The sequence below is a fragment of the Chitinophagales bacterium genome, assembly GCA_017303415.1.
In the GTDB taxonomy this organism is placed as follows: Bacteria; Bacteroidota; Bacteroidia; order Chitinophagales; family Chitinophagaceae; genus SpSt-398.
The window spans coordinates 180,029-203,766 of the sequence record JAFLBJ010000003.1 but is presented as its reverse complement, the minus strand read 5'-3'; the positions used below and the strand labels follow the sequence as shown (position 1 = coordinate 203,766).

Here is a 23,738-nt window from a genome sequence, read left to right as displayed (position 1 = left end):
CATATTTTAAATCCCCATCGCTTCAAAATCCACCCGCTTTGTTCCTTCCACTATCTCCGGCAAATTGACATCATAGTAATTCCGGGTAGTCTCCTGCTTGGTATGCCCCATCATTTTAGAAAGCACAGCTCCTTCTGCCCCGTACCTGATCCATAACTGCGCATTGGTGTGCCGTGCTACCTTATTGGTAATATTTTTATGGATACCGGCCATTTTTGCGATCTCTTTCAGGTTACGGTTGTAAACGGGTTCCTCGACCAGGTACTGCTTATCGAATACCAACTTATCTGATGCCCTGGAGCGATACCGTTCTAATATAGTTTGCGCATAAGGGAACTTAAAAAGTGGTATGATTGTTTGATTTCCGTTCTTATCTCTTGCACCGAGTATCACATGACCATATTCTTCATCCATTTGCAGATGATCTTTTGTAAATATCAACAGGTCTTTAAAATAATACCCGGTATATATCTGGAACAGGAACATATCCCGGTCACGTTCCAGGTGTTGCTGGTTTTCGGTAAATGTCAGGGATTTCCATTTCCTCACTTCCTGTAAATCCAGAAATGTTCTTTTTGCTTTTTGTACCCGGACATTTAATCCATCAAACAGAAATTCCATTTGCTGTGGCGATATATAATTCTCCCGGCGGGCATGACGGAGCACTTTTTTAAAAGCTTCCAAATATTTTTTTGTCGCTGCACCGCCGAGTTCCAGTTCGGTTTGCATGAAGCGGCTAAAATCCCGGAGTAGTGTATTGTCAATCTCCGCAAAGAGGATCTGTTTTTTAAACTTCTTTAAATGCGTAAGCGTGGTGGCGTATTTCTTAATAGTGTTAGGTTCCAGTTTTTCAGGAGGCCGGCTGATATAGCTTTGCATGAAGTCCAGAAAACTTTTATTATCTCCTTTATTGGTAAGGCCGGCAATGATACCCTCCACAGTTACCGGCTTGCCGAAGTTGACCGTGCGTTTGATGTACTCGTTAATGAGCCCTTTGATCTCGATGATCTTATTATTGATCTCAAAGGCGAAGGGGTGATTTTGTTTGATCCAGGCACCTTCTTTCCCTGCCCATTGATCATGCCTTATTTTGATTGGAGTTGGGACCCGGTAATACCGTGCAAAGTTCCCCTGCTTAATACGGATATGCACCGGATACAGTCCGGATTTATTGTTTTCATTTCTCCAGTTCATCACCACAGCAATACTCGGGATACTCACCATACAAAGGTCGTTTTTAGATTTCTTAAAAAAACCGTAAACAAAACCGTAAACGAATTAACGGGAGTTCACGGGAATTAAAAAGAGTACTTAAACGCAGAAAACCTTACCAGTCAATGACTTCGTAAGGTTTTCTGTTTTTTTAATTCCCATTAATTTAGCTGGAGTGTAGCCTCGACAGGAATCGAACCTGTATCTGGAGCTTCGGAAACTCTTATACTATCCATTGTACTACGAGGCCGGAGGGGGGCAAAGATAGCGTTTTAGCCCGAAAAAATGAGGTTAGAAGTCTGGTGTCGGGAGTCGGAGGTCCGGGGACCGGAGTCAGAATTTTATACTAAAACTTATAACATCCGACGCCGGACTGCCGACTTCTGACGTCGGACTCCCGACTTCTGACCCCGGACATCCGACTCCCGACCTAATGCATCAAATGACTCGCATTCGCCGCAAAGATCTTCACCGCAATCGCCAGCAAAATGACCCCAAAGAATTTACGTACAGCCAGCAGGCCTGCCGGACCAAGGATCCTGGCGATCCGACCCAGGGAATGAAGTACAAGGTAAATGATGATCAGGTTGATGAGTATAGCCACCAGCAGGGTGAATTCATTGTACTGCGCCCCACGCAGGGACATGATCGTGGTTAAAGTTCCCGAACCGGCAATCAACGGAAAGGCAATGGGTACCACTGTCGCGGCTTTTACATCTTTCTCACTCTTGAAAAACTCCATCCCCAACACCATCTCCAATCCAAGGATAAAGATCACAATGGAACCACCCACAGCAAAAGCCTCTTTATCCAGGCCCAATATTTTTAAAAATCCCTCGCCTACAAACATGAAGAGTATCATCAACGCTCCCGATACCAGTGTGGCACGCGCCTCACGAATCTCACCCATCTTTTGTTTCAAGGTGATCAAAATGGGAATAGACCCGACTATATCAATGACCGCAAAAAGCGTGAAAGTGACAGTAAGAAGCTGGTTGAAATTAAGGGAGAAGTCCATAGGTTAAAGGTAGCGATAGTTATGGTGATTACGAGAATAGCAGGGGGTTTCTCGCAGCGCCCGCAGAGAATTTGGCGGACGCGGCGGCCCTTCCATTTCTGACCTAGGTACAGCCGCAGCGACCGTTGCCTCGCTGCGAACGCTGCGAGAACCCCTTTCTATTAAATAACTATTTCCTAAATATCCGATAACATTCCGTTCACAAACAGTTTCCATCTTTGCGCAACCTTTTTCCGCACTAATGAAAAGAAACTGGATAAGCTTCCTTATCCTCGCTTCATTGATCACGCCGGGCTTTAAGCCTCACCCAAAAAAGCCTGTGGTACCGCAAAAGCCGGTTCAGCACCTTATCCTCATTACTACCGATGGTTTTCGCTGGCAGGAAATGTTTAAGGGAGCCGATCCTGATCTGCTCCAGGATCCAGATTATACCCCCCAAGGGGAAACCCTTAGCTGGCTTTATGATGGAGATACTCCGGAAGAAAGAAGGGAAAGACTGATGCCATTCTTTTGGCGCGTGATCGCCAAACAAGGCCAACTCTATGGCAACCGTCAACACAACAATAAGGTCAATACCGCCAACGCCTATTCGATCTCTTATCCGGGATACAATGAAATACTAACGGGAAATACCGACCTGGGTATTTTTTCAAACGGGAAAAAGAATAACCCGAACCGGAATATCCTGGAATACATGAATAGCCAGCCTGATTTTGAAGGAAAGGTGGCGGCCTTTAGTTCATGGGATGTATTTCCCTATATTCTAAATGAAAAAAGATCAAATCTCCCCATCAACAGTGGCTACGACTCACTCTCTCTGACTACCGAAACTTCCGCCTACCTGAACCGCTTGCAGGAAGAAGGCATTTATAAAAAAGAACATACCCGCCACGACCGGCTGACGTTTATCGCTGCGAAAGAATACATGGCCGAGAAACACCCGCGCTTCGTTTTTTTAGGACTTGGTGAAACAGATGAATTTGCCCACCAGGGTCGCTATGACCTCTACCTGCAACAAGCAAATGAATTTGACCGCATGGTTGGGGAACTCTGGCATTGGATACAAACGACCCCGGAATACAAAGACAATACGACCCTGATCATAACCACCGATCATGGCCGCGGGCAACGCGATACCCGGTGGACAGGCCATGGGCTGCATATCAAAGGCTCCTCGCAAACCTGGCTGGCCATGCTGGGACCTAATATTCCCGCCCTCGGAGAAGTAAAAGAAGAACAACAGATCTGGCAAAAGGATGTGGCAGGATTGGCGGTGGGAATGATGCAAGGAAAATAAGGAATAAGAAAAAAATAAGCAATAAGAAAAAAAGGATAATCCTCTCTTTTCTTATTGCTTATTTTTTGTTTCTTATTCCTTATTTAATATCAACTGCTAATCCACAAACAACCGTAAACGGCAGCGAATTGTATCCACGGAGATCAAAAAACGTTTTGTCCAACAGATTTTGGCCATCGGCAAAAAACCGGATATGCTCTTTCCACTTGTACTGGATATGTGCGTTGAGCAGGAAATATCCATCCAGTACCACATCTTCCATTTGATAACCCCCCAGGTCATAACGTTTGCTGATGCTTCGGGCGGTGAGGGAAGCATCCAGTTTTTTATTGAACTGATACCCTAATGTGAAATTGACCGCATGCTGTGGGCGGCGTAATAAATAATTATAGGTGGTGTCGGAAAAATTCTTCCGGCTTTGGGTGGTTTCCTTCCCACCTAAAAAAGTATAGCTTCCGGAAAGAGTTAATTTTTCCGTAGGCTGCGCGGTGAATTCATATTCTACACCATGTACTTTTTGTTTTACAAAGTTGAAGTACACAAAACTGTTATAATCAAAATCCAACCCATTGTCAATGTCCCGATAGAAGTAAACGATCCGGTTGCTCCATTTTTTTCCGGTATGCTGAATACCCAATTCATAGTTGATGGAACGTTCGGGATTTAAGGAAGGGGTACCGCTGAATACATCAAACAGTTGATAGATGGTCGGGGCCTTAAAACCCGAGGCCACACTGCCAAAAGCCCTGAAATGCGCATTGATGCGATAGGATGGATTGATGGTGAATGTACTGTTACCGCCGTATTTGGAATGACTGTTCAGTCGCCCTCCTAATTCAATATTCAGGTCCTCATTCAGAAAATGAAGAAACAAGGAAGCATATCCGGATACCTGATTCATCGATGTATCATTGAACTGGCTGAGGTAGGGCCCAAACCCACTGACGGAATAATAGTACTGGCTCATGTTTCCCCAACGATAATCGGTGCCGGCCAGTAAGCTGGCGAATTTATTCAACCGGATATTTCCAAAGAATTCGGCAAACTGCGTGCGGCCATCATACCGGTTGTCTTCAAACAAGGTAAAACCAGGCGTATGTAAACTATCATTAAGATAAATGCGGGATAGCTCGCCATACTGATAATTACCCACCAGGGTCACGCGTCCTTTTTGATACCGGAGGTTCACGCCGCTGGTGATATTCTTATTACGGATCCAATAATCCCGGTCATCGGCAAATACCCCGGCATCTACATCGGATTGGTAACGGCTGTATTGTACAAAAGGACGAATGGAAAAGCCGGTACCCGATTCATATTGCAGCGAGGCATTGGCCGTATGGCCATCGTAGCCATCCCTTTCCAATCCGCTATTTCCATTTTGAGTGGTGGCGGAAGAGAACCCATCGGTTGAATAATTCGAGAACCGGGCAATGTACTGAAACTTGCCCGCCTTTCCATATCCCTGAAACTGATTGCGGATACTGTTACGGTTACCCACGCTATTGGTTGTTTTAAAACCAAAAGGGGTCTTGAGATCTTTTTTAATGGTAATGATATTGATCACGCCTGCAATGGCATCACTGCCATAGAGTGTGGATTGTGCGCCCTTGCAGATCTCGATCCGCTCTGCATCCTGAATGGAGAAATGGTTGAGGTCAAAATCATTGGTAATGGTAGAAGGATCATTTACCGGAATACCATCCACCAGGATCAGGGCCCGGCCATTGGAAGCACCACGGAGAAAAAGAGTTTGCACACTGCCTGGATTGTTCAAAGAGCCATTGACAACCACACCAGCCTGTTCATTCAGTACCTGGGCCAAGGATTTGCCGGCACTTTTTTCCAGTTGTTCTTTGGTAATGACTGTGATGACCTTGCCCGTAGCACTTTGTTTTTGGGGCGTCTTGGAAGCGGTGACCACCACTTCATCCAGGTTGAGAATGGAGCTGTCTTGTTGCGCGAGAAGCGGACTGCCGATGGCGATCAGGGCAGTCACGGCAAAAAATTTTCTTTTCATTTTTAGAAAAAATTTTTTTGTGACTGCTTCCGGAAACTAAAAGAGTAAGAAATATAAATGTCCCTCGACTTTTACATCTCCTGCTTTTCACCCGAAAGCAAATAAGTATTGCTGATCTGGCAGGTCTTCTGGCTTGTCCCGGTCCAACCGCCTTCCCGACACGCTGGAGGCGTGCAGTGGCTTTGTGACTGGACCGCATAAGCGGGACTTACAGCTACGGGGATAGCACCGGATTTACACCGGTTTCCCTTTTCATCCTCGTTGGAGGAACCAGGTCGGTGCAAATGTAGAGAGAGAAAATGGGTTTATTTCAAAAGTTTTCAACAATGTTGGGTTTTGCGCATGGGCGCGCAAGGGATTTACCGCAGAGAACAAGAGGACGCGGAGTTACGCAGAGAAAGGATTTAGTTATTAACTATTTAATTTATCAATGGCGTACTTATGCGTCATGGCGACTAAGCGGTAAAAACTCTGCGAAACTCCGCGCCCTCTTGTTCTCTGCCGTGAATCTCTCTCGTCTTTGAGTCTTAGCGGTTAAGCATCACGCCGACAAACAGATTTCTTCCATACGCCACATTAAAATACCTCCCACCAGCCGCATTAATATCATTTCCCAAGCTGTAGTTCTCATTCAATAAGTTATCACCTCCCACATACAGATCAAAGTTCCATTTTTTCTTCTTGCTTGTTTTCCAACCCATACGCCCTCCTATAATTTCATAGGGAGAAGCTACAGCCGTATTCGCATCATTCAAATAGATCTTCGATGCTGCATAAAAATTCAGAGAGAGATATAAACCATTTTTTAGAATTACATATGCCAGCATCGAATAAGCTTGCGAAGGAACAGAGGGAACTGTTTTCCCGGTAAAGTCATCACTGCCCCGGATAAAAGAACCGTAACGGAAATGGTGGTAGGTGAATGCCCCTTGTAGGTCCAGGTAATCAATCAAAGACCGTTTTGGAAAAAAGAGTAAATGCCGCAGGCTGGATTCAATCCCCCGCTGATTGACCTTACCGGCATTGATGAAATAATCTGCGCCTGAAATATCGCGCCGCTGTACAAGGGCTTTATTTAAGGTAAAAGAAAAAGCGGTGATCGTAACATCAAGTCGTTTTTTAAATAAACGATGCTGCAGGGTCAACTCACGGTTCCAACCATATTCCGCTTCCAGGTCGGTGCTGATAACCCCCGTAGAAGGCAGTAATTCGGAGATGGTAGGAGGGGAAAAACCACGGGAAAGGATAGCCGATATCGAAAGATCGTTGCGGAAGGTCTTTTTCACCGACAAGCGCGGGGCGATCTCATTTTTATACGTGCGATCTGCCTGCCAAACCGGTGTTGCGCTGTACCGGGTAAAACCCACTTTTGTTTTATTTACACTGACACCGGCCAGAAACAACCAGGAATCTTGCATGGAATAATGTGCCTGTGCAAACAGACTATAAGTGGTGTAGGCGATATCGTCGTTGGTCTGCACTGTATCAGGATGACCACCCTGATTACTGAATACCTGGGTATTGAAATATCCTTTTTGAAATTCGGCACCGGTCACAGCCTGAAATTCTCTCCCCTCATTTTTTTTGAGAAAAACAAATACACTCCGCCCGCCCCAACCGGGTTCCTTTCTGCGTTCATAGTTGCGCACCGCCGAATTGCTGACTTCTGCATGTGCCCCATACAAGGTGGTACGGTTGAGCAGGTGGCTGTTGATCTGGTATTCACTGGTAAATCCGGCCGTAAGTGTTTTTTGAAAAATAGCGGCTTTGGCATTGACGGCTGATGGAAAAGCCCCCACTGCCGGACGTGCCGCGCGCGGATCGGCCAGGTATTCGGTATAGGTCAGTCCACCGGGTGTTTGATAATAGAGATCGGAATATAGCAGCGAAGCGCGAATCTGTTGCCGGTCAGAAACGTTCAATTTCGATTCCCAACTGATATTATCCCGGCGCATCCGGCTCTGTGCCCGGTAACCATCGGTTTCATTATGGGAATAGGTCACCTGGTTTTGCGAGACCCAACCCAGTGAATCTCCCAGTTTGCTTTTTCGCCCAAATTGGGCTGAAGCAAAAAGGTTCTGCAAGCCATAGCTTCCGGTCATATATTCCAGTGATACACCCGGCTTCCACCGTTCGAGGCTGCTGACCAGGATAAGACCTCCGGTGCCGGCCCCATACATACTCGCAGCCGGACCTTTATTGACCTCGATAAACGAAAAATTATTAATGGCAAATTGATTGAAATAGGTATTCCCACCGGCATCGGTCACCGGGATATCATTCCAATACACTTTTACATTGCGGACACCAAAGGGCGAACGCAAAGAACTTCCCCGCATATTGATGCGATAACTACCGGGCGATCTTTCCTCCATCCGTACACCGGGAACAGTATTGAATGCGGATACGAGGGAGGTCTTGTTGTTCCAGAGGGCTGGCTGCGGCTCAATGACCCGGATGACGGCAGTAGTCGAATTTCTTTTTGCCCCATGTTGCTCAAAGGCCCGCACGGTTACTTCCTCGAGGGCCTTCACCGAATCCCTTTCTTCCTGTGCCGTTACCATTTTTACGGAAAGACAAAAAGCGATTATTATTCCCGATCTCATTCCTCAAAAATAGACCATTTCCTTTGTGTCCATTGTGTCCATTGTGTCCTTTGTGGTTCTTTGTGTCCTTCGTGTCCTCCTACGCAAGACTTGCCTCACGTACCACAAAGGACACAAAGAACCACGAAGCACACGAAGAGATTTTACCCTATCTTTCACCCATGACTGCCAAGAACAAACTCAACCTGTTTGACATCAGCCTTATTGTTGTTTCCCTCGTCATCGGAATGGGGATCTTTCGCAACCCGGCCTCGGTAGCCGCTACCTCTGGTACCAGCTCCATCTTTTTCTTGCTTTGGATCGCCGGTGGGGTCATTGCACTGTGTGGTGCGCTTACCTATGCGGAGATCGGGCAGCGCCTTCCGGCCATGGGCGGGTATTACAAAGTATTTGCCCAATGTTACCACCCGGCCGTCGGGTTTTCCGTCAATGCCATCATACTCATCAGTAATGCCGCCTCCCTGGGCGTGGTAGCCCTGATCGGCGCCGACTATGTAAGCGACCTTCTATACGGCAAACCCAGTGGGGTATTCTTTAATACCATGGTCGCCATCGTGGCCGTGGCTATGTTTTTTGTGGTCAATTTATTTGGGTTAAAAACAAGCAGCCGTACCCAGAATGTGTTGATCATTGTTAAAGTGGGATTGGTTGTATTGCTTATTGCCAGTGTGCTCAAAGGCGTGGTGATCGAGCCACATGGGTACGAGGAGGGATCTCCCCTTTTTACCCTGGCCGATAAAGATGCCGTATCCCTGTTTCTGATCTCGCTGATACCGGTCTGTTTTGCCTATGGAGGATACCAGCAAACCATCAATTTTGGCAGTGAAGCCAAATCACCCACCAGTATCCCCAAGGGTATCATCATCGGTATCCTGATCGTTATCCTGCTTTATTTATTGATCAATGTGGCCTATACCCAGGTGATCGGTTATGATAAAATGAAAAATGCCTCCGCCATCGGAGCCTTGCTTTGTGAAGCCTGGTTTGGAAAGGCCGGCGGCAAGGTCTTTGACGCGCTGATGTTCATCTCCGTTCTCGCCTATGTAAATATTCTCTTGATGAGCAATCCCCGGGTGATGTATGCTATGAGTGAGGATAAAGTGTTTCCCAAAATATTTTCCTACCGGCATCCCAAAACCGAAGCCCTGGTGGCTGGGCTGGCCACCTTCTCCATTGTCACCATTGTGGTTACTTTTTTTGGAAAAGGGGTGGATAATATTCTCAACTTTACCATGTTTCTCGATAGCATTGGCATGAGCACCTCCGCGGCCACCCTTTTTATCTTAAGAAAAAGAAAAACCAATGAGGCCATGGTCACCGGAACCTGGAACCGGTTCACCCCCATGCTCGCCGCTTTTTTTGTTTTTAGTTATTTTATGATCGCGGTAGGCGTGGTTATTAAAGATGTAAAGGCCGCACTGATCGGTGTAGGCTTGCTCAGCTTATTCCTGGGGATATATTTTATTTTTTATAATAAAAAACATGTCTGAGATGGATATTTCCCAGATCATCAATGAATGGGGGGAGGAAAGAGACCAGTACTTCAATGCCGTTTCCCCACCCATTATCCAAACCAGCAATTTTGCTTTCCGAAAGGTCGAAGACCTGCACCGGGCTTTTGAAGATGAAATGGGGGGTTACCTCTATAGCCGGGGATTGAACCCTACCGTGGATATTCTTCGGAAAAAATTAGCCGCGCTTGATGGGGCCGAGGATTGTCTGGTATTTAATAATGGTGCGGCCGCCATATTTGCGGCTGTCTTGGCAAATGTAAAATCCGGGGATCATATCGTATCTGTCGCTAAACCATATACCTGGGCGCAAAAGATGTTTGACAATATCCTGCCCCGGTTTGGTATTACCACCACCTATGTGGATGGTCGTACAACGACGAATTATTTTGAAGCCACCCAATCCAATACGACCTTTTATTATCTGGAATCTCCCAATAGCTGGGATTTTGCTTTGCAGGATATCCGGTCCATCGCGGCCTTTGCCCGCTCAAAGAATATCATCACCCTTATTGACAATAGCTACTGCACTCCATTGTATCAGCAAACGGCCCCTATGGGGATCGACCTGTCCATGCAAACGGCGACCAAATACATTTCCGGACATAGTGATACCCTGGGTGGAGTACTCTCCGGTTCCCACGCCATGATGAAGAAAATATTTGATAGTGAATACCTCAATATCGGATCGGGGATACAGCCCTTTAATGCCTGGCTACTCATTCGCGGACTGCGTACCCTCCCAACCCGGTTGGAACGAATTTCTGCCAGTACCCGAAAAGTCGTGGAATTTGTCAAAGCCCACCCCCAGGTAGAACGGGTGATCTTCCCCTTTGACCCTGATTTTGACCAGTATGAACTGGCCCGGGCCCAGATGAAGGATGCCTTTGGGTTGTTTACGTTTGTGATGAAGACAAAAAATATGGAGGAGATCGTCCGATTTTGTGAGTCCCTGAAACATATCCTGATGGCCGTAAGCTGGGGCGGGCACGAAAGCCTTGTCATTCCCAAATGTGCAGGTCTGAAACCCGCTGAATTCGATCCGGCCAATCCCGAACACCGGTATATCCGGATGTATGTGGGCCTGGAAGAACCGGACTACCTGATAAAAGACCTCGAACAGGGATTTTCTTCGATCAGATAGGTAATTTTTCTCATCCGTTTGTCACAATTCAGTAATAAGCAAAACCATTTGACCTAAATTTGCCTCATCATGAAAAATTACCTCAAACTGGCTGCTGCCCTGTTGCTTTTTCAATCCATGGCAGCACAGGAAAAATGGGACCTGCGCAAATGCGTGGACTACGCACTGGCCAATAATATTTCGGTAAAAGGACAGGATATCACGGCCCGTATAGCCGAACTGACCTATAAGCAAAGCAATGCCGATCGGATCCCCTCTTTGAATTTTGGTGGCAATGCCGGTTTCCGATTTGGTTTGGCGGAAAACCCCACCACCGGTGTATTTGAAAACAACAATATCTTCAGCTCGGGTGTAGGCCTGCAAAGTCAGGTGACCGTTTTCAATTGGTTTACCCAGAAGAACACCGTAGAAGCCAACCGCATCAGCTATGAGGCAGAGCGGGAGCAGGTTAAAAAAATACAGAATGATATTTCCCTCAATGTGGCCGTAGCTTATCTGCAAGTGCTGCTGGCCCGGGAACAAGCGAATATTGCCAAAGCGCAGGTGGACATTTCCCGTGCGCAATTGAATGACACACGGAAACGCGTGAGCGCCGGATCACTTCCCGAATTGAATGCCGCCGAACTGGAAGCCCAGTTGGCGCGTGACAGTTCTTCCTATATCACGGCGGAAGGAAGTGTACAGGCATTCATCCTTCAATTAAAGGCATTACTGGCGATGGATGCATCCACTCCCTTTGATGTGGCTACACCGCCTGTGGACCAGATTCCATTGGAAGCCCTGGCCGATCTGTTACCTGAAACAGTTTACGCATCTGCCATGGCCAATTTGCCCCAGCAAAAAGTAAATGAACTGCGATTGCTGGCTGCCCGCAAATCAGCTGAAGCGGCTAAAGGAAGGCTCTATCCTTCCATCAGCGCCAGCGGTAGTCTGTATTCCAACTATGTTTCATTTAAAGATGTACCGATATATGACCAGGTGATCACCGGATATACATCTTCCGGGTTACGGGCCAATAACGGCGGTACTTTTTATGATGTGGAAAGACCCATTGTGGTCAATGGCAATACGGTGGTGACCGTGGTCAAACCCGATGCATTTGGCAAACAGATGCGGACCAACTTTGGTCAGGGTATCACCCTCAACCTGAACGTACCGATCTTCAATGGAAAGGCTTCCCGTACCAATTGGGAAAGGGCGAAATTGAATATCCGCCAGTTTGAATTGCAAAAGCAAAATGGCGACCTGCAATTGAAACAGGATATTTATAAAGCGTACAACGACGCCATGATCTCCATGCAAAAGTTCAATGCCGATAAGGTTTCACTTGCTACAGCGCAACGGTCATATGACTATGCCCGGAAGCGGTATGACCTGAACCTGCTTTCTTCTTTTGAACTGGTGACGAGTCAGACCAACCTGCAGCGCGCGCGCTTCCAGGTATTGTACTCGCAATATGATTTTGTATTTAAAATGAAACTGCTGGAATTTTATAAAGGCCAGGGCATCAAATTATAAGTATTTCAAAAATTACAACATGAGCAAAACAGTTAAATGGATATTGATCGGCCTGGGTGCTTTGATCGCGATATTGTTTATAGGGAAATTGATTTCAGGCAAAAAAGAAACAGGGATCAAGGTGTCCGTAGAAAAGGTCGGCAATAAGACCATCGTTGAGTCCGTGAATGCAAGCGGAAAAGTTTATCCCGAAATTGAGGTCAAGATCAGTCCGGATATCTCCGGGGAAGTAGTAGAACTGAATGTGGAAGAAGGGGATAGCGTACGGAAAGGCCAGGTACTTGCCCGTATCTATGCAGATATCTATGCTACACAACGTGACCAGGCCGCAGCTGCCGTCAATCAGCAGGAAGCAGTGGCCGCCAACAGCTCGGCTCAGTTGAATGCCCTGAAGGCTACACTCGACCAGGCAGAACGGACATACAATCGTCAGAAGCAATTACTGGATGATAAGATCATTTCCAAAGCGGAATTTGAACAAGCCGAAAGTGCCTATCAATCAGCGCTGGCCAATTATAATGCAGCGAAAGAAGGCATTCGTGGAAACAAGGCCGGTGTTCAAAGTGCCCAGGCCAGTTTGACCCGGGCCAATAAAGACCTGAGCCGTACAACACTTGTTGCGCCGATGGACGGAGTAATCTCTGCCCTCACTGTGAAAAAAGGTGAACGTGTGGCCGGTAACAGTTTTAATATCGGTACCGAAATGATGCGCGTAGCGGATATGTCGGTGATCGAAGTACGTGTGGATGTAGGAGAAAATGATGTGATCAAAGTTAGCATCGGTGATTCTGCCGATGTGGAAGTGGATGCCTACAATAACCGCAAATTCAAAGGGGTAGTGACGCAGATCGCCAGCAGTGTGAAGAGTACTTCACTGACCAGCGCTACAGATGTTACGAATTATGAAGTGCGGATCCGTCTTGACCCCGCTTCCTACAAAGACCTGATCGATCCCGCCAAACCTCGCCGGTTCCCCTTCCGCCCCGGTATGAATGCCAGTGCAGATATCAAAACCAGCCGGGTTGAAAATGTACTCGCTGTTCCGATCAATGCAGTAGCTACCCGTGTTAAAGGCGGTGATAAAACCATTGATGACAAGAAAAAAGAAGAGAAAAAGAACAATAAACCTGACGAATCAAACGGAGAAGAATCAGAACCTACAGTAGACCTTGATGAACTGGAAGAAGTAGTTTTCATTCTTCAGGCCGATGGTACGGTGAAGAAAACCGTGGTGACCACTGGTATCCAGGACATCAATAATATACAGGTCAAGACCGGACTTAAAGGTGGAGAAGAGGTTGTTTCCGGACCATTTAATGTGGTGAGCAAAACATTGAAAGATGGCGCCAAAGTGACCAAGGTGGACAAGGACAAGTTGTTCGAAACGAAGAATTAGAAATGAATGTTGGAATCATAGGCTCGGGGTCCTGGGCTACCGCGCTTGCCAAATTACTGACCGATAACAGGCATCCCATCCATTGGCTGGTGCGGGGGGAGTCCATGGTGGAGCATATAGCCACCCGAAAACATAACCCGACCTATCTCAGTTCGGTAAATTTTGACACCTCACTGCTTACCCTGCACACGGATATACGGGAGCTGATGGCAGCCACTGATACCGTACTGCTGGCAGTGCCTTCAGCGTATGTCTATTCAACGCTTTCGGTATTAAAGCCGGCCGACTGGGTAGGTAAAACTGTTATTTCAGCTGTAAAAGGCATCCTGCCTGAAAGGAATATCCTCATCAATGAATACCTGAACGATGATTTTCAGGTGGATATCTCCCAGTACTTTACGGTCATGGGGCCCTGTCACGCGGAAGAAGTAGCCTCCGAAAAACTCTCCTATCTCACTTTTTCCGGTAAAGATGAAACCAAGACCGCTGAAATAGCGTCATACTTTAAAACCAGCTACCTCAACACCATTTCCAACAGTGATGTTTATGGAGTGCAGTATGCCGCGGTTTTGAAGAATATTTATGCACTGGGAGCAGGAATGGCGCATGGCCTGGATTATGGTGATAATTTCCTGAGTGTGTTGATCGCTAATTGTGCGGATGAAATGGCGGGTTTTCTTCGCAAAGTGGGTATCCACCATATCGAGGTAGGGATACACGAAGGTGAAGACCCGGTAACCCATAAGAAATCAGCCAACTATGCAGCGAGTGTGTATCTAGGTGATTTGCTGGTAACCTGTTATTCCCTCTACAGCCGTAACCGCAGTTTTGGGAATATGATCGGGAAAGGCTACTCGGTCAAAACAGCGCAGTTGGAAATGAACATGGTAGCAGAAGGATACAACGCCTCGCGTTGTGTGTTTGAAATAAATAAACAGATCGGTGCGGATATGCCGATAGCCCGAACGATTTACGAGATTCTCTGGGAAAATGTTAAAGCGAAAGAAGGGTTTAAACGGGTGGAAGAAGTGCTGGTCTGAAATATAGCTTTAGGCCTTTAGTGGTTAGTTATTCGTTTTTTAGAGTTTGTATCGAACAGGAATTTTAAGAAACAAATGGCAAAAGATGTAAACTACACGCTATAGGCTAACAGCTAAAAGCTAAATAAAATGCCTCTTTCTTTTCACGGTATAGGACCCATGGCCATCTCCCTGATGGTGCTCTCTCTGGTGATCCGGCAGGCCTGGCTTTACTTTCGCCACCGCCATCACTGATCACGAAAGAGATCGCTGGCAATTCCGTCGGCAAAGAGTTTCCCTTTTCGGGTAAGTATCAATCTGGCCCCTTCCTGTCGCAGGGTCTCATCCAATATATACTTCTCGCTGGCTTTGTGTAAATGATCCCGATAATCAGCGGGTATCCTTTCCAGGTCAATTCCTTCAAGCGTCCTCAGCGAGGTCATGATGTATTCATTCAACCGTTGTACCGGAGTCAGGATCTCTTTTTCAAATACCAATTCATCGAAGGCCAGGCCGTTCAGGTACCGGCTGTTATTGGCGATATTCCATTGACTTGATGTGCCATCAAAAGAATGAGCTGAGGGACCAAGGCCCAGGTATTTCTTCCCATCCCAATACGATGAATTATGCCGGCTGCGGAAACCCGGTTTGGCAAAATTGGAGATTTCATAGTGTTCAAATCCCTCCTTTTCCATTCTTTCCATCAATAGCAGAAATTGCCGGGCTTGGCGGTCAGGGTCCACATCCGGGCTCAGGCCTTTTTCTATTTTTTTGTGTAAAAGGGTTTGAGGTTCTACGGTCAGGGCATAGGAGGAGATATGGGGTACACCAAAACCCAGCAGCTGATCCAGATTTTGTTTCCATTTTTCATCGGTCAGATAGGGCGTTCCATAGATCAGGTCGGCTGTGGTATTGGGAAAATAACGCATCACCCATTCCAGGGCCTTCAATGCCTGGTCCGCATTGTGCGCCCGGTTCATCCAACGGAGGTCCTCGTCAAAAAAGGACTGAATTCCGATACTGAGCCGGGTGATGCCTGATCCCTTCCAGGCCTCCAGCATCCCTATTTCAATATCATCCGGGTTGGATTCAAGGGTGATCTCCGCCTCCCCGGACACTGAATGGGTCTGGTGTATCTTTTCAAGGATGGACCGCAGTTCATCCGGATGGAGGAGACTGGGTGTGCCCCCGCCAAAATAGATGGTTTCTATGGGTTCGCCCCCCAGGTAATCACGACGGATATCGATCTCTTTCAATAAAGCGGCGGTTAATTCGTTTTTACGCCGGAGAGAAGTGGTAAAGTGGAAATTGCAATAGTGGCAAGCCTGCCGGCAAAAAGGGATATGAAGATAAATACCTGCCACGTAAGGAGTTCTCTATTTTTGTATCGATGTTCATGGCAAAAGTACGAAAGCATCTAAGGAGTCTTGTAGGGATCCAGTTTTTCCTGGTCCTGGCAAGTTATGCCATGGCCCAGGGCAGCTACCGCCTGGAGATCGTTCCGGTAGATAAACCGCTTTCCTTTTTTACCAATACCCTACGCCTGACCCAGGATTTTCCCGACAGGGATGCCTGTACCCGATATGTAATCGGGCTGCCCGCCCTGATGCAGGAAAAAGGGTATATCACGGCTTCCCTGGATTCTATTTCCTATGATTCTACATTTGCCCGGGTAGTGATCTATGCCGGGAGTATTTATTATTGGAACAAATTGGATACACGCCGGGTGGACCCCGCTTTATTGGATGCTATTGGCTGGAAGGCCTCCGGATTTGAAGGTAAACCGCTTGACATCCAACTCAACCAGGGTTTGCAACAGCGGATGCTCAGTTACCTGGAAAACAATGGTCATCCTTTTGGCCGTATCTATTTTGATAGCATGCAGGTGAATGGCGACAGCCTTTCAGGCCAATTGGTGGTGGATAAGGGCCCTGCTTATAAAATTGACAGCATTCGTCTTTACGGGGGTGCAAAGATTTCTAATTTTTTCCTTCAGCGTTTTCTGGAGATACCCAATGGAAGTTTTTTTGACCGCTCTAAATTGGAACGGATATCCGCCCGATTACTCGAGTTGAATTATGTGGAGGAAATTAAACCTTATGACCTCAGCCTGCTGGGCACAGGTTCGGTACTCAACCTTCATTTGAAACCCAAGAAAAGCAGCCAGATCAATTTTCTGGTGGGTTTTCTTCCCAATAGCGATCAGTTTTCCTCCAAAAGATTACTCGTTACCGGCGAAGCCAATATCCGGCTCAATAATGCATTGGGAAATGGAGAGATCTTTGGCCTCAACTGGCAACAGCTCCAGGTCAAATCTCCCCGGCTCAATATCCTGTTCCGGCAACCCTTTATTTTTAAATCCAACCTGGGTCTCGACCTTGCCTTTGACATGTTTCGCAAGGACAGTTCTTTTCTCAATGTAAATATGCAGTTTGGCGGACGATATGCCCTTACGGCGAATCGAACGGTCAGTCTCTTCTTTCAGCGTTTTCAAACCATCCTGAGCCAGGGTGGCATCAATACAGCCACCATTCTGCAAACAAGACGATTGCCGGATATTGCAGATGTCAGTTCCTCCAATTTGGGATTGGATTATGAATGGAATCAAACAGACTATCGCAACAATCCCCGGAAAGGTTGGGTGGTACAGCTTACGGGTACAGCCGGGACAAAAAAGATCAGAAAGAACAATGAGATTGTGGAATTGAAAGACCCATCTGACCCGGCCTATGATTTTGAGCGTTTATACGATACCGTTAAGCTCAGTTCTTATCAGTTCCGGGTAAAGGCTAATGCTTCGCGGTATTTCCGGCTAAAGGGGCAAAGCGTGATCCGCACCTCCCTAAACGGCGGATGGTTCCAGAGCGGATCCATTTTCCGGAATGAATTGTTTCAGATCGGGGGCTTTAAGCTCTTAAGGGGCTTCGACGAAGAAAGTCAATACCTCTCCGAATACCTGGTGGCCACCCTTGAATACCGCTACCTCATTGGGTTGAACTCTTTTTTTTATGTCTTTACCGACGGCGGTTGGGGCGGCTCAAGGGGAGAGAACAGACAGAAACACCGTTATTTTAGTACCGGTCTGGGTCTGGCCTTTGAAACCAAGGCCGGGGTATTCAATCTGGCCTGGGCGGTAGGCAAAAGGGACGATACCCGGATCAACCTCCAGCAATCCAAAGTCCATGTCGGTTTTGTAAGTTATTTCTAGCGCTAAGATTTATCTACTTTTGCCGCAACATGATGAGGCCCTATTTTCTTTTATTCCTGTTTATTTGGTTTTCCCGGTCCGTATCCGCGCAGGGCCCAGACAGTCTTTCTGTCCCACCCGATACGGTCAGGACCGTTGTCATACCACCGGTGATAATAGATACCACCAGTGCAAAGCTCGACTCCATCCGGATCGCCGATAGTCTTGCCCAGGTGAAATACCTGAATGACTCGATCGCCAAGGCCAGGGCTGTTCCTCCGCCACCGCCACGCAAGGATCCCCCCAAACGGGATTTTCAGGGGAAAGAGATCTTTTTCTATGTGCTGGTAGTGCTCATTTTATTTCTTGGGATATTAAAGAAATTGTTCCCCAAATATTTTGCTGACCTGTTCCGCATATTTTTTCAACGTACCCTAAAGCAAAGACAATTGTATGAGCAATTGGTGCAGACCCCCTTGCCATCGTTGTTGCTGAACATCTTCTTTCTCGTTGTCGGAGGTTTGTATATTAGTTTCCTGCTTAACTATTATAATCTGGAAAAAGTAGATAATTTCTGGATACAAGCCCTGTATGCTACCGGGGGGCTTTGTGCTATTTATTTAGGAAAATACGCGACCCTCAAGTTTTCTGGCTGGTTATTCCAGCTTACTGATCCTGCGGATGATTATTCCTTTATTGTATTTATGATCAATAAGATGATCGGGATGTTTTTGCTTCCCTGTCTCGTATTGATCTTTCTGGCTGGTTCGTCCCTGGCCCAATTTGCACTCTATTTTTCCTTTGTGGGACTGACACTGGCCTGGCTTTATCGAATTGTTTTAACCTTTCAATTATCACGTAACCGGGTTAAAGTCAATCTATTCCATTTCCTGTTATACATATTCGGATTTGAGATCATTCCCCTTGTCTTGATCTACAAGCTGTTATTGCTTGTTATTTAAAAGAAGTCGTTAACTTTGCAAAACTTTTGAGCTGAGCCTTATGACAAATAAAAGGGATGCCATCATCAAACCCAAAGGAAAAGTGAAGAGGATTCTGATTACCCAACCAAGGCCAGAAAGCGAAAAATCGCCCTATTTCGAGCTGTCCAGGAAGTATAAAGTTGCGCTTGACTTCCATCCGCTAATCCGGTTGGTACCTATACCGGCCAAGGAATTCCGCAAACAAAAGATTGATATCGTCAACTATACCGGGGTGATCTTCACCAGCCGGAATGCGATTGATCATTTTTTCCGCACCTGCGAAGAAATGAAAGTGAATGTGTCACAGGATACAAAGTATTTCTGTATCACAGAAGCGGTGGCACTCTATCTGCAGAAGTTTATTCTTTACCGCAAACGTAAAGTGTTTTATGGCGCCGATGGTTCCAACAGGAGCCTGTTTGATGCCATCAACAAACATAAGGCCAACGAGAAATTCCTGTATGTATGTTCCGAGAATCAGCAGGACAATGATATCTGCAATTGGCTCAAAGAGAATAATTGTGAATATTCACTCGCCTTCATGTACCGCACCGAAAGCAATGATGTCAAGGATATTCTGGTAAAGAATTCCTATGATGTCATCTGTCTCTTTACTCCCAGCGGTGTAAAAAGCCTTTTTGATAATATGCCGGGATTCCGTCAGAACGGAACCATACTGGGTGCTTTTGGTAGCAATACCACCAAAGCCCTGGAAGAAGCAGGCATGAAGATCGGTATTCAGGCACCACGTCCTCAGGTACCGAGTATGGTAGCTGCGCTGGAGGTTTTTTTGAATAGTCAGGGGTGAGGACAGATGACTGGAAAGGATGTTGGATGTTGGATGACGGAGGACAGATGACGGGAAAGGATGTTGGATGTTGGATGACGGAGGACAGATGACAGATGACGGAGTTTCTGCAATTGACCATTTCTTTGCCCCGGAGGGGGTCGCCGGTTAATCATTCAATTTTAATTTCCGGTCGATCAAATATTACTGATTAAATCATTGCATTATTAGGAGGCTCCTCCGGAGCCTTTGGGAAATACAAATAATTCGGGGCTACAGATGGGGTGCCCCTCCGGGGCAAAGGAATGGTCAATTGTAGAAACTCTGTCAACTGTCATCTGTCATCTGTCCTCCGTCATCCAACATCCAACATCCAACATCCAACATCCTTTCCCGTCATCTGTCATCCGTCATCCGTCATCCCTACCTTTGCCCCATGTCCCACACCAATCGTCTCATTCACGAAACAAGTCCTTATTTATTACAACATGCCCATAACCCCGTAGATTGGTATCCCTGGGGTGAAGAGGCGCTTCAAAAAGCAAAGAATGATCAGAAGCCCATACTGGTCAGTATTGGTTATTCTGCCTGTCACTGGTGTCATGTGATGGAACGGGAGAGCTTTGAGAATGAGGAGACCGCGGCGATCATGAACACCCATTTCATCAATATCAAAATTGACCGGGAGGAGAGACCCGATCTCGACCATATTTATATGGATGCCGTACAGGCGATGACCGGGAGTGGGGGATGGCCGCTCAATGTTTTTCTTACCCCGGAGGGAAAACCCTTTTATGGAGGGACCTATTTTCCTCCAAAGCCTGTTCAAAACAGACCCGCATGGCAGGATGTGCTGACGGGAGTGGTACAGGCTTTTTCGGAACGCCGCCACGAGATCGATGCCCAGGCCGAGAACCTGACCGCGCATTTACTCCAATCCAATTCATTTGGGATTCAATCACCCGAAGCCGATAGCATTTACCAAAAGGAAAATGCCCATGCCATGGCGGTCAATATTCTTCGCCAGGCGGATAAGACCTGGGGTGGTTTTGGCCGTGCCCCCAAATTTCCTCAGACCGGAGTGATTCAGTACCTGCTTCGTTATCATCACGAGACAAGGAATGAAGATGCATTAACGCAGGCTTTGCTGAGCCTTGACCGGATGGCCCTTGGAGGTTTATATGATCAAATAGGGGGTGGGTTTACCCGATATTCTACCGATACCGAGTGGCTCGTACCCCATTTTGAAAAAATGCTATACGATAATGCTTTATTGCTTGGGGTATATGCCGAGGCCTTTGCGTTGACCAAAAAGGAGAAATACCGGGAGGTCATAGCCGAGACGGTTCGGTTTGTGGAACGCGAGTTGACCTCCCCCGAAGGAGGGTTTTATTCCGCACTCGATGCCGACAGTGAAGGGGTAGAAGGTAAATATTATACCTTTTCCCGGGAAGAAGTGATCGGCTTGTTGCCGGAAAAGGAGGGAGAGATTTTTTGCCAGTGGTTTGATATTACGGAGGAAGGAAATTGGGAAGGCCGGAATATTCCCTGGGTGGCAAGGGACCGGGTGGCCAAAATGGGGGAAATTCCTGATCTGGGGCGGATCATTGCAGAGGGAAAGGGAAAACTGTTGGCCTACCGCGAAAAAAGGGTCAGGCCACAGTTGGATGACAAGCAGATATTGAGTTGGAATGCGTTGATGGTGACCGGACTTTGCAAAGCCTATGCGGCCACCGGAGAAAAGGACTACCTGCGAATGGCCAGAGCCAATATGGATTTTCAGCTCCGGGTATTTGTACAACCCGACGGGGAGTGGCTCCATACCTATAAATCCGGGCAAGCCCGGTTCCCTGCTTTTCTGGATGATCTTGCCTTTCTTATTGAAGCCTTGATCCAGTTGCAGGAAGTAACGGGTGAAACAGACTATCTCGAGCGGGCCAGGGACCTGACCCAACAGGTAATTGAACAATTCAGTGAACCAGATACCGGTTATTTCTATTATACTCATGTCGGGCAAACCGACGTGATCATCCGGAAAAAAGAGGTATACGACGGCGCCCTGCCTTCGGGGAATTCGGTGATGGCACAAAACCTGATCAAACTCGGTTTGTATTTTGACCGGCCCGAGTGGGGGGAGAGAGGGCGGAGGATAACCACCTCTCTGGGTCAGGCCATCATTAAATATCCAACTTCCTTTGCCCGTTGGGCCTGTATCCTGTTAGAGCAGGTGGCCGGAACCCGGGAGATCGCGGTAGTGGGGGAGAAGGCCGATGACCTGTTTCGGGAGATTTTGGCGCAATACATACCACATAATATTATAATGTATTCAAAAGGGCCAAACAACCATTTCCCGCTTCTGAACGATAAAAAGGGGGAAGAAAATGGTTTGGTATACGTTTGCCACAATTATTCCTGCCTCCGGCCCGTTAGTAACTTAATGGAATTCAGGACAGTTACCCGTGTAAATGAATGGTGAAATTTTGCCCTTTATACAATAAGAAAGTACAAAAGACGTTAGAGTTTTTACCTCGTAAAAGAGCTTTGAATTTAAAAAAATAAATTTTAACCTTGTGAGTCGGTTTTTGTCAAAATCTTATATTTGTCCAATACCCTTTAAGTGTATGAAAATGAAGAACCCTATCTATCTTTTCTTCGCCCTTGTGGCCATGATCCTGTTAAGCAGTTGTGGCATCCTGGGTAAGAAGAAGAAATCCGGGGCCTTGCCAAATGACGGCCAGGTTTACGGAATCGCCCCTGGCAGCAAGTATACGCTACCCCGTCCTCCGGGCATGGTGTATATTCCGCAGGGAACTTTCCATATGGGCCCCAGCGATGAGGATCCTTCCTATTCATTTAGTGCTCGCAACCGTGCCATATCCATCAGTGGATTTTGGATGGATGCAACGGAGATCACCAACAACGAGTATCGCCAGTTTGTATGGTGGGTACGCGACTCGGTGGCTGCGACAGAGCTTAAATACCTGAAACCAGGTAAAGATGGAAAGGAGTATGTGGATTGGGCAAAAATGAAGACCCTCAAATGGAATGACCCCAAGGTATTGGAAGAGTTGGGTCAAACCAAACTGATCCTTCCTCCCGATGACCGCATTTTCGGGAAAATGGAGATCAACCCCAACGAGATCGTTTACCAGGTAGAGCGTTTCGACCTTAAAGAGGCCGCCAAACGTGAAAATGCCGGTATCCCCCGCTCTAAATTCATTGATCGTTATCCTGTACGGGTTTATCCTGATACATTGGTTTGGATCCGCGACTTCGCGTATTCTTATAATGAGCCTATGACAAAACGTTATTTCAGCCACCCCTCCTTTGGAAATTATCCGGTGGTGGGTGTAAACTGGAAACAGGCGGATGCGTTTTGTAACTGGAGAACACTTTACCTCAACACCTTCCTGAATTCTAAAAACAGGGCCCAGGAGTCTGACTTCCGTCTGCCGACAGAAGCACAGTGGGAATATGCCGCACGTGGTGGCCGTTCTCAATCCATGTTCCCCTGGGGTAACTATTATACCCGGAACAAGAAAGGTTGTTTGATGGCCAACTTCAAACCCGGCCGTGGTAACTATCCTGAAGATGGCGGATTCTATACAGTTCGTGCCGACGCTTACTGGCCCAACGATTTCGGTCTGTATAATATGTCAGGTAACGTTGCCGAATGGACCTCCTCGATCTTTTATGAAGGTGGATTTACCTTCCAGCATGATATGAACCCTGATGTGCGTTGGAATGCCAAGGATACAGATTCTCCGCTGATGAAGCGGAAAGTGATCCGCGGCGGAAGCTGGAAAGATGTCAGCTACTACCTTCAAACCGGAACACGCACTTACGAATACCAGGATACAGCTAAATCGTACATTGGTTTCCGCAGTGTGATCGACCTGCCTGCCGCCCCTGAAAAAGGACGCCGTGGCGGATGATCCCCTTGAAACGAATTAAAGTGAGGCCGGGTTATTCCGGCCTCCTTTCTCCAACCGACTAACTTCTTGCAAGTTTTTTGTTTTATAATCTTTTAATTCACCTAT

Annotated in this window: 16 protein-coding genes, 1 tRNA gene and 1 riboswitch; of the genes, 11 read left to right on the top strand and 6 right to left on the bottom strand. The window is 46.9% G+C overall.

Translation table 11 applies throughout. The annotated features are described in order from the left end of the window. Positions 1-6 precede the first annotated feature (6 nt). The 3 genes from J0M30_15980 to J0M30_15970 all read right to left on the bottom strand — a co-directional run bounded on the left by J0M30_15980 (position 7) and on the right by J0M30_15970 (position 2,230). Positions 7-1,224, bottom strand: coding sequence for a site-specific integrase (locus tag J0M30_15980; GenBank protein ID MBN8668996.1), 1,218 nt, complete (start codon positions 1,222-1,224; stop codon positions 7-9). A gap of 166 nt (positions 1,225-1,390) precedes the next feature. After that, positions 1,391-1,462: transfer RNA gene (locus J0M30_15975), tRNA-Arg, on the bottom strand. 180 nt (positions 1,463-1,642) lie between these two features. Then, positions 1,643-2,230 (bottom strand): MarC family protein, encoded by a 588-nt coding sequence (locus J0M30_15970; protein ID MBN8668995.1) that lies wholly within the window; start codon positions 2,228-2,230, stop codon positions 1,643-1,645. Positions 2,231-2,471: 241 nt separating this feature from the next. On the opposite strand from J0M30_15970, the gene J0M30_15965 reads away from it, so the two are divergent. Beyond that, a complete protein-coding gene (locus tag J0M30_15965) occupies positions 2,472-3,527 on the top strand; it encodes an alkaline phosphatase family protein (GenBank protein MBN8668994.1) in 1,056 nt (351 codons plus the stop codon). 79 nt (positions 3,528-3,606) lie between these two features. On the opposite strand, the gene J0M30_15960 is transcribed toward J0M30_15965, so the two are convergent. Then, positions 3,607-5,547: a TonB-dependent receptor gene (locus tag J0M30_15960; GenBank protein ID MBN8668993.1), complete on the bottom strand. Its 1,941-nt coding sequence runs from the start codon at positions 5,545-5,547 to the stop codon at positions 3,607-3,609. Between the two features lie 100 nt (positions 5,548-5,647). Then, positions 5,648-5,837: riboswitch (cobalamin riboswitch) on the bottom strand. A gap of 237 nt (positions 5,838-6,074) precedes the next feature. Then, positions 6,075-8,111 carry a TonB-dependent receptor gene (locus tag J0M30_15955; GenBank protein ID MBN8668992.1) on the bottom strand — a complete coding sequence of 679 codons (2,037 nt, stop codon included), beginning with the start codon at positions 8,109-8,111 and terminating at the stop codon, positions 6,075-6,077. A 203-nt stretch (positions 8,112-8,314) separates the two neighbouring features. Here J0M30_15955 and J0M30_15950 point away from each other — a divergent pair, with 203 nt between their 5' ends. The 5 genes from J0M30_15950 (at position 8,315) to J0M30_15930 (ending at position 14,762) form a co-directional block, all read left to right on the top strand. Next, the gene (locus J0M30_15950) at positions 8,315-9,643 is read left to right on the top strand and encodes an amino acid permease (GenBank protein ID MBN8668991.1); all 1,329 of its coding nucleotides are present in this window, start codon (positions 8,315-8,317) and stop codon (positions 9,641-9,643) included. 1 nt (position 9,644) lies between these two features. Further along, a complete protein-coding gene (locus J0M30_15945) occupies positions 9,645-10,808 on the top strand; it encodes a PLP-dependent transferase (GenBank protein MBN8668990.1) in 1,164 nt (387 codons plus the stop codon). A 69-nt stretch (positions 10,809-10,877) separates the two neighbouring features. Continuing rightward, a complete protein-coding gene (locus J0M30_15940; GenBank protein MBN8668989.1) occupies positions 10,878-12,326 on the top strand; it encodes a TolC family protein in 1,449 nt (482 codons plus the stop codon). Between the two features lie 19 nt (positions 12,327-12,345). After that, entirely contained in the window at positions 12,346-13,722 is a 1,377-nt protein-coding gene (locus J0M30_15935; protein ID MBN8668988.1) for an efflux RND transporter periplasmic adaptor subunit, read from the top strand. A 2-nt stretch (positions 13,723-13,724) separates the two neighbouring features. Next, complete coding sequence (locus tag J0M30_15930; GenBank protein ID MBN8668987.1) at positions 13,725-14,762, top strand: NAD(P)-binding domain-containing protein; 1,038 nt, start codon at positions 13,725-13,727, stop codon at positions 14,760-14,762. A 227-nt stretch (positions 14,763-14,989) separates the two neighbouring features. Here J0M30_15930 and hemW read toward each other — a convergent pair whose 3' ends face one another. Next, positions 14,990-16,105, bottom strand: coding sequence for a radical SAM family heme chaperone HemW (hemW, locus tag J0M30_15925; GenBank protein MBN8668986.1), 1,116 nt, complete (start codon positions 16,103-16,105; stop codon positions 14,990-14,992). A gap of 32 nt (positions 16,106-16,137) precedes the next feature. Here hemW and J0M30_15920 point away from each other — a divergent pair, with 32 nt between their 5' ends. The 5 genes from J0M30_15920 to J0M30_15900 all read left to right on the top strand — a co-directional run bounded on the left by J0M30_15920 (position 16,138) and on the right by J0M30_15900 (position 23,633). Then, complete coding sequence (locus tag J0M30_15920) at positions 16,138-17,949, top strand: BamA/TamA family outer membrane protein (GenBank protein MBN8668985.1); 1,812 nt, start codon at positions 16,138-16,140, stop codon at positions 17,947-17,949. A 29-nt stretch (positions 17,950-17,978) separates the two neighbouring features. Then, positions 17,979-18,890 (top strand): DUF4271 domain-containing protein, encoded by a 912-nt coding sequence (locus J0M30_15915; protein MBN8668984.1) that lies wholly within the window; start codon positions 17,979-17,981, stop codon positions 18,888-18,890. 40 nt (positions 18,891-18,930) lie between these two features. After that, complete coding sequence (locus tag J0M30_15910; protein ID MBN8668983.1) at positions 18,931-19,719, top strand: uroporphyrinogen-III synthase; 789 nt, start codon at positions 18,931-18,933, stop codon at positions 19,717-19,719. Between the two features lie 415 nt (positions 19,720-20,134). Beyond that, positions 20,135-22,174 carry a thioredoxin domain-containing protein gene (locus J0M30_15905; GenBank protein MBN8668982.1) on the top strand — a complete coding sequence of 680 codons (2,040 nt, stop codon included), beginning with the start codon at positions 20,135-20,137 and terminating at the stop codon, positions 22,172-22,174. A gap of 151 nt (positions 22,175-22,325) precedes the next feature. Continuing rightward, entirely contained in the window at positions 22,326-23,633 is a 1,308-nt protein-coding gene (locus tag J0M30_15900; protein ID MBN8668981.1) for an SUMF1/EgtB/PvdO family nonheme iron enzyme, read from the top strand. Positions 23,634-23,738 lie beyond the last annotated feature (105 nt).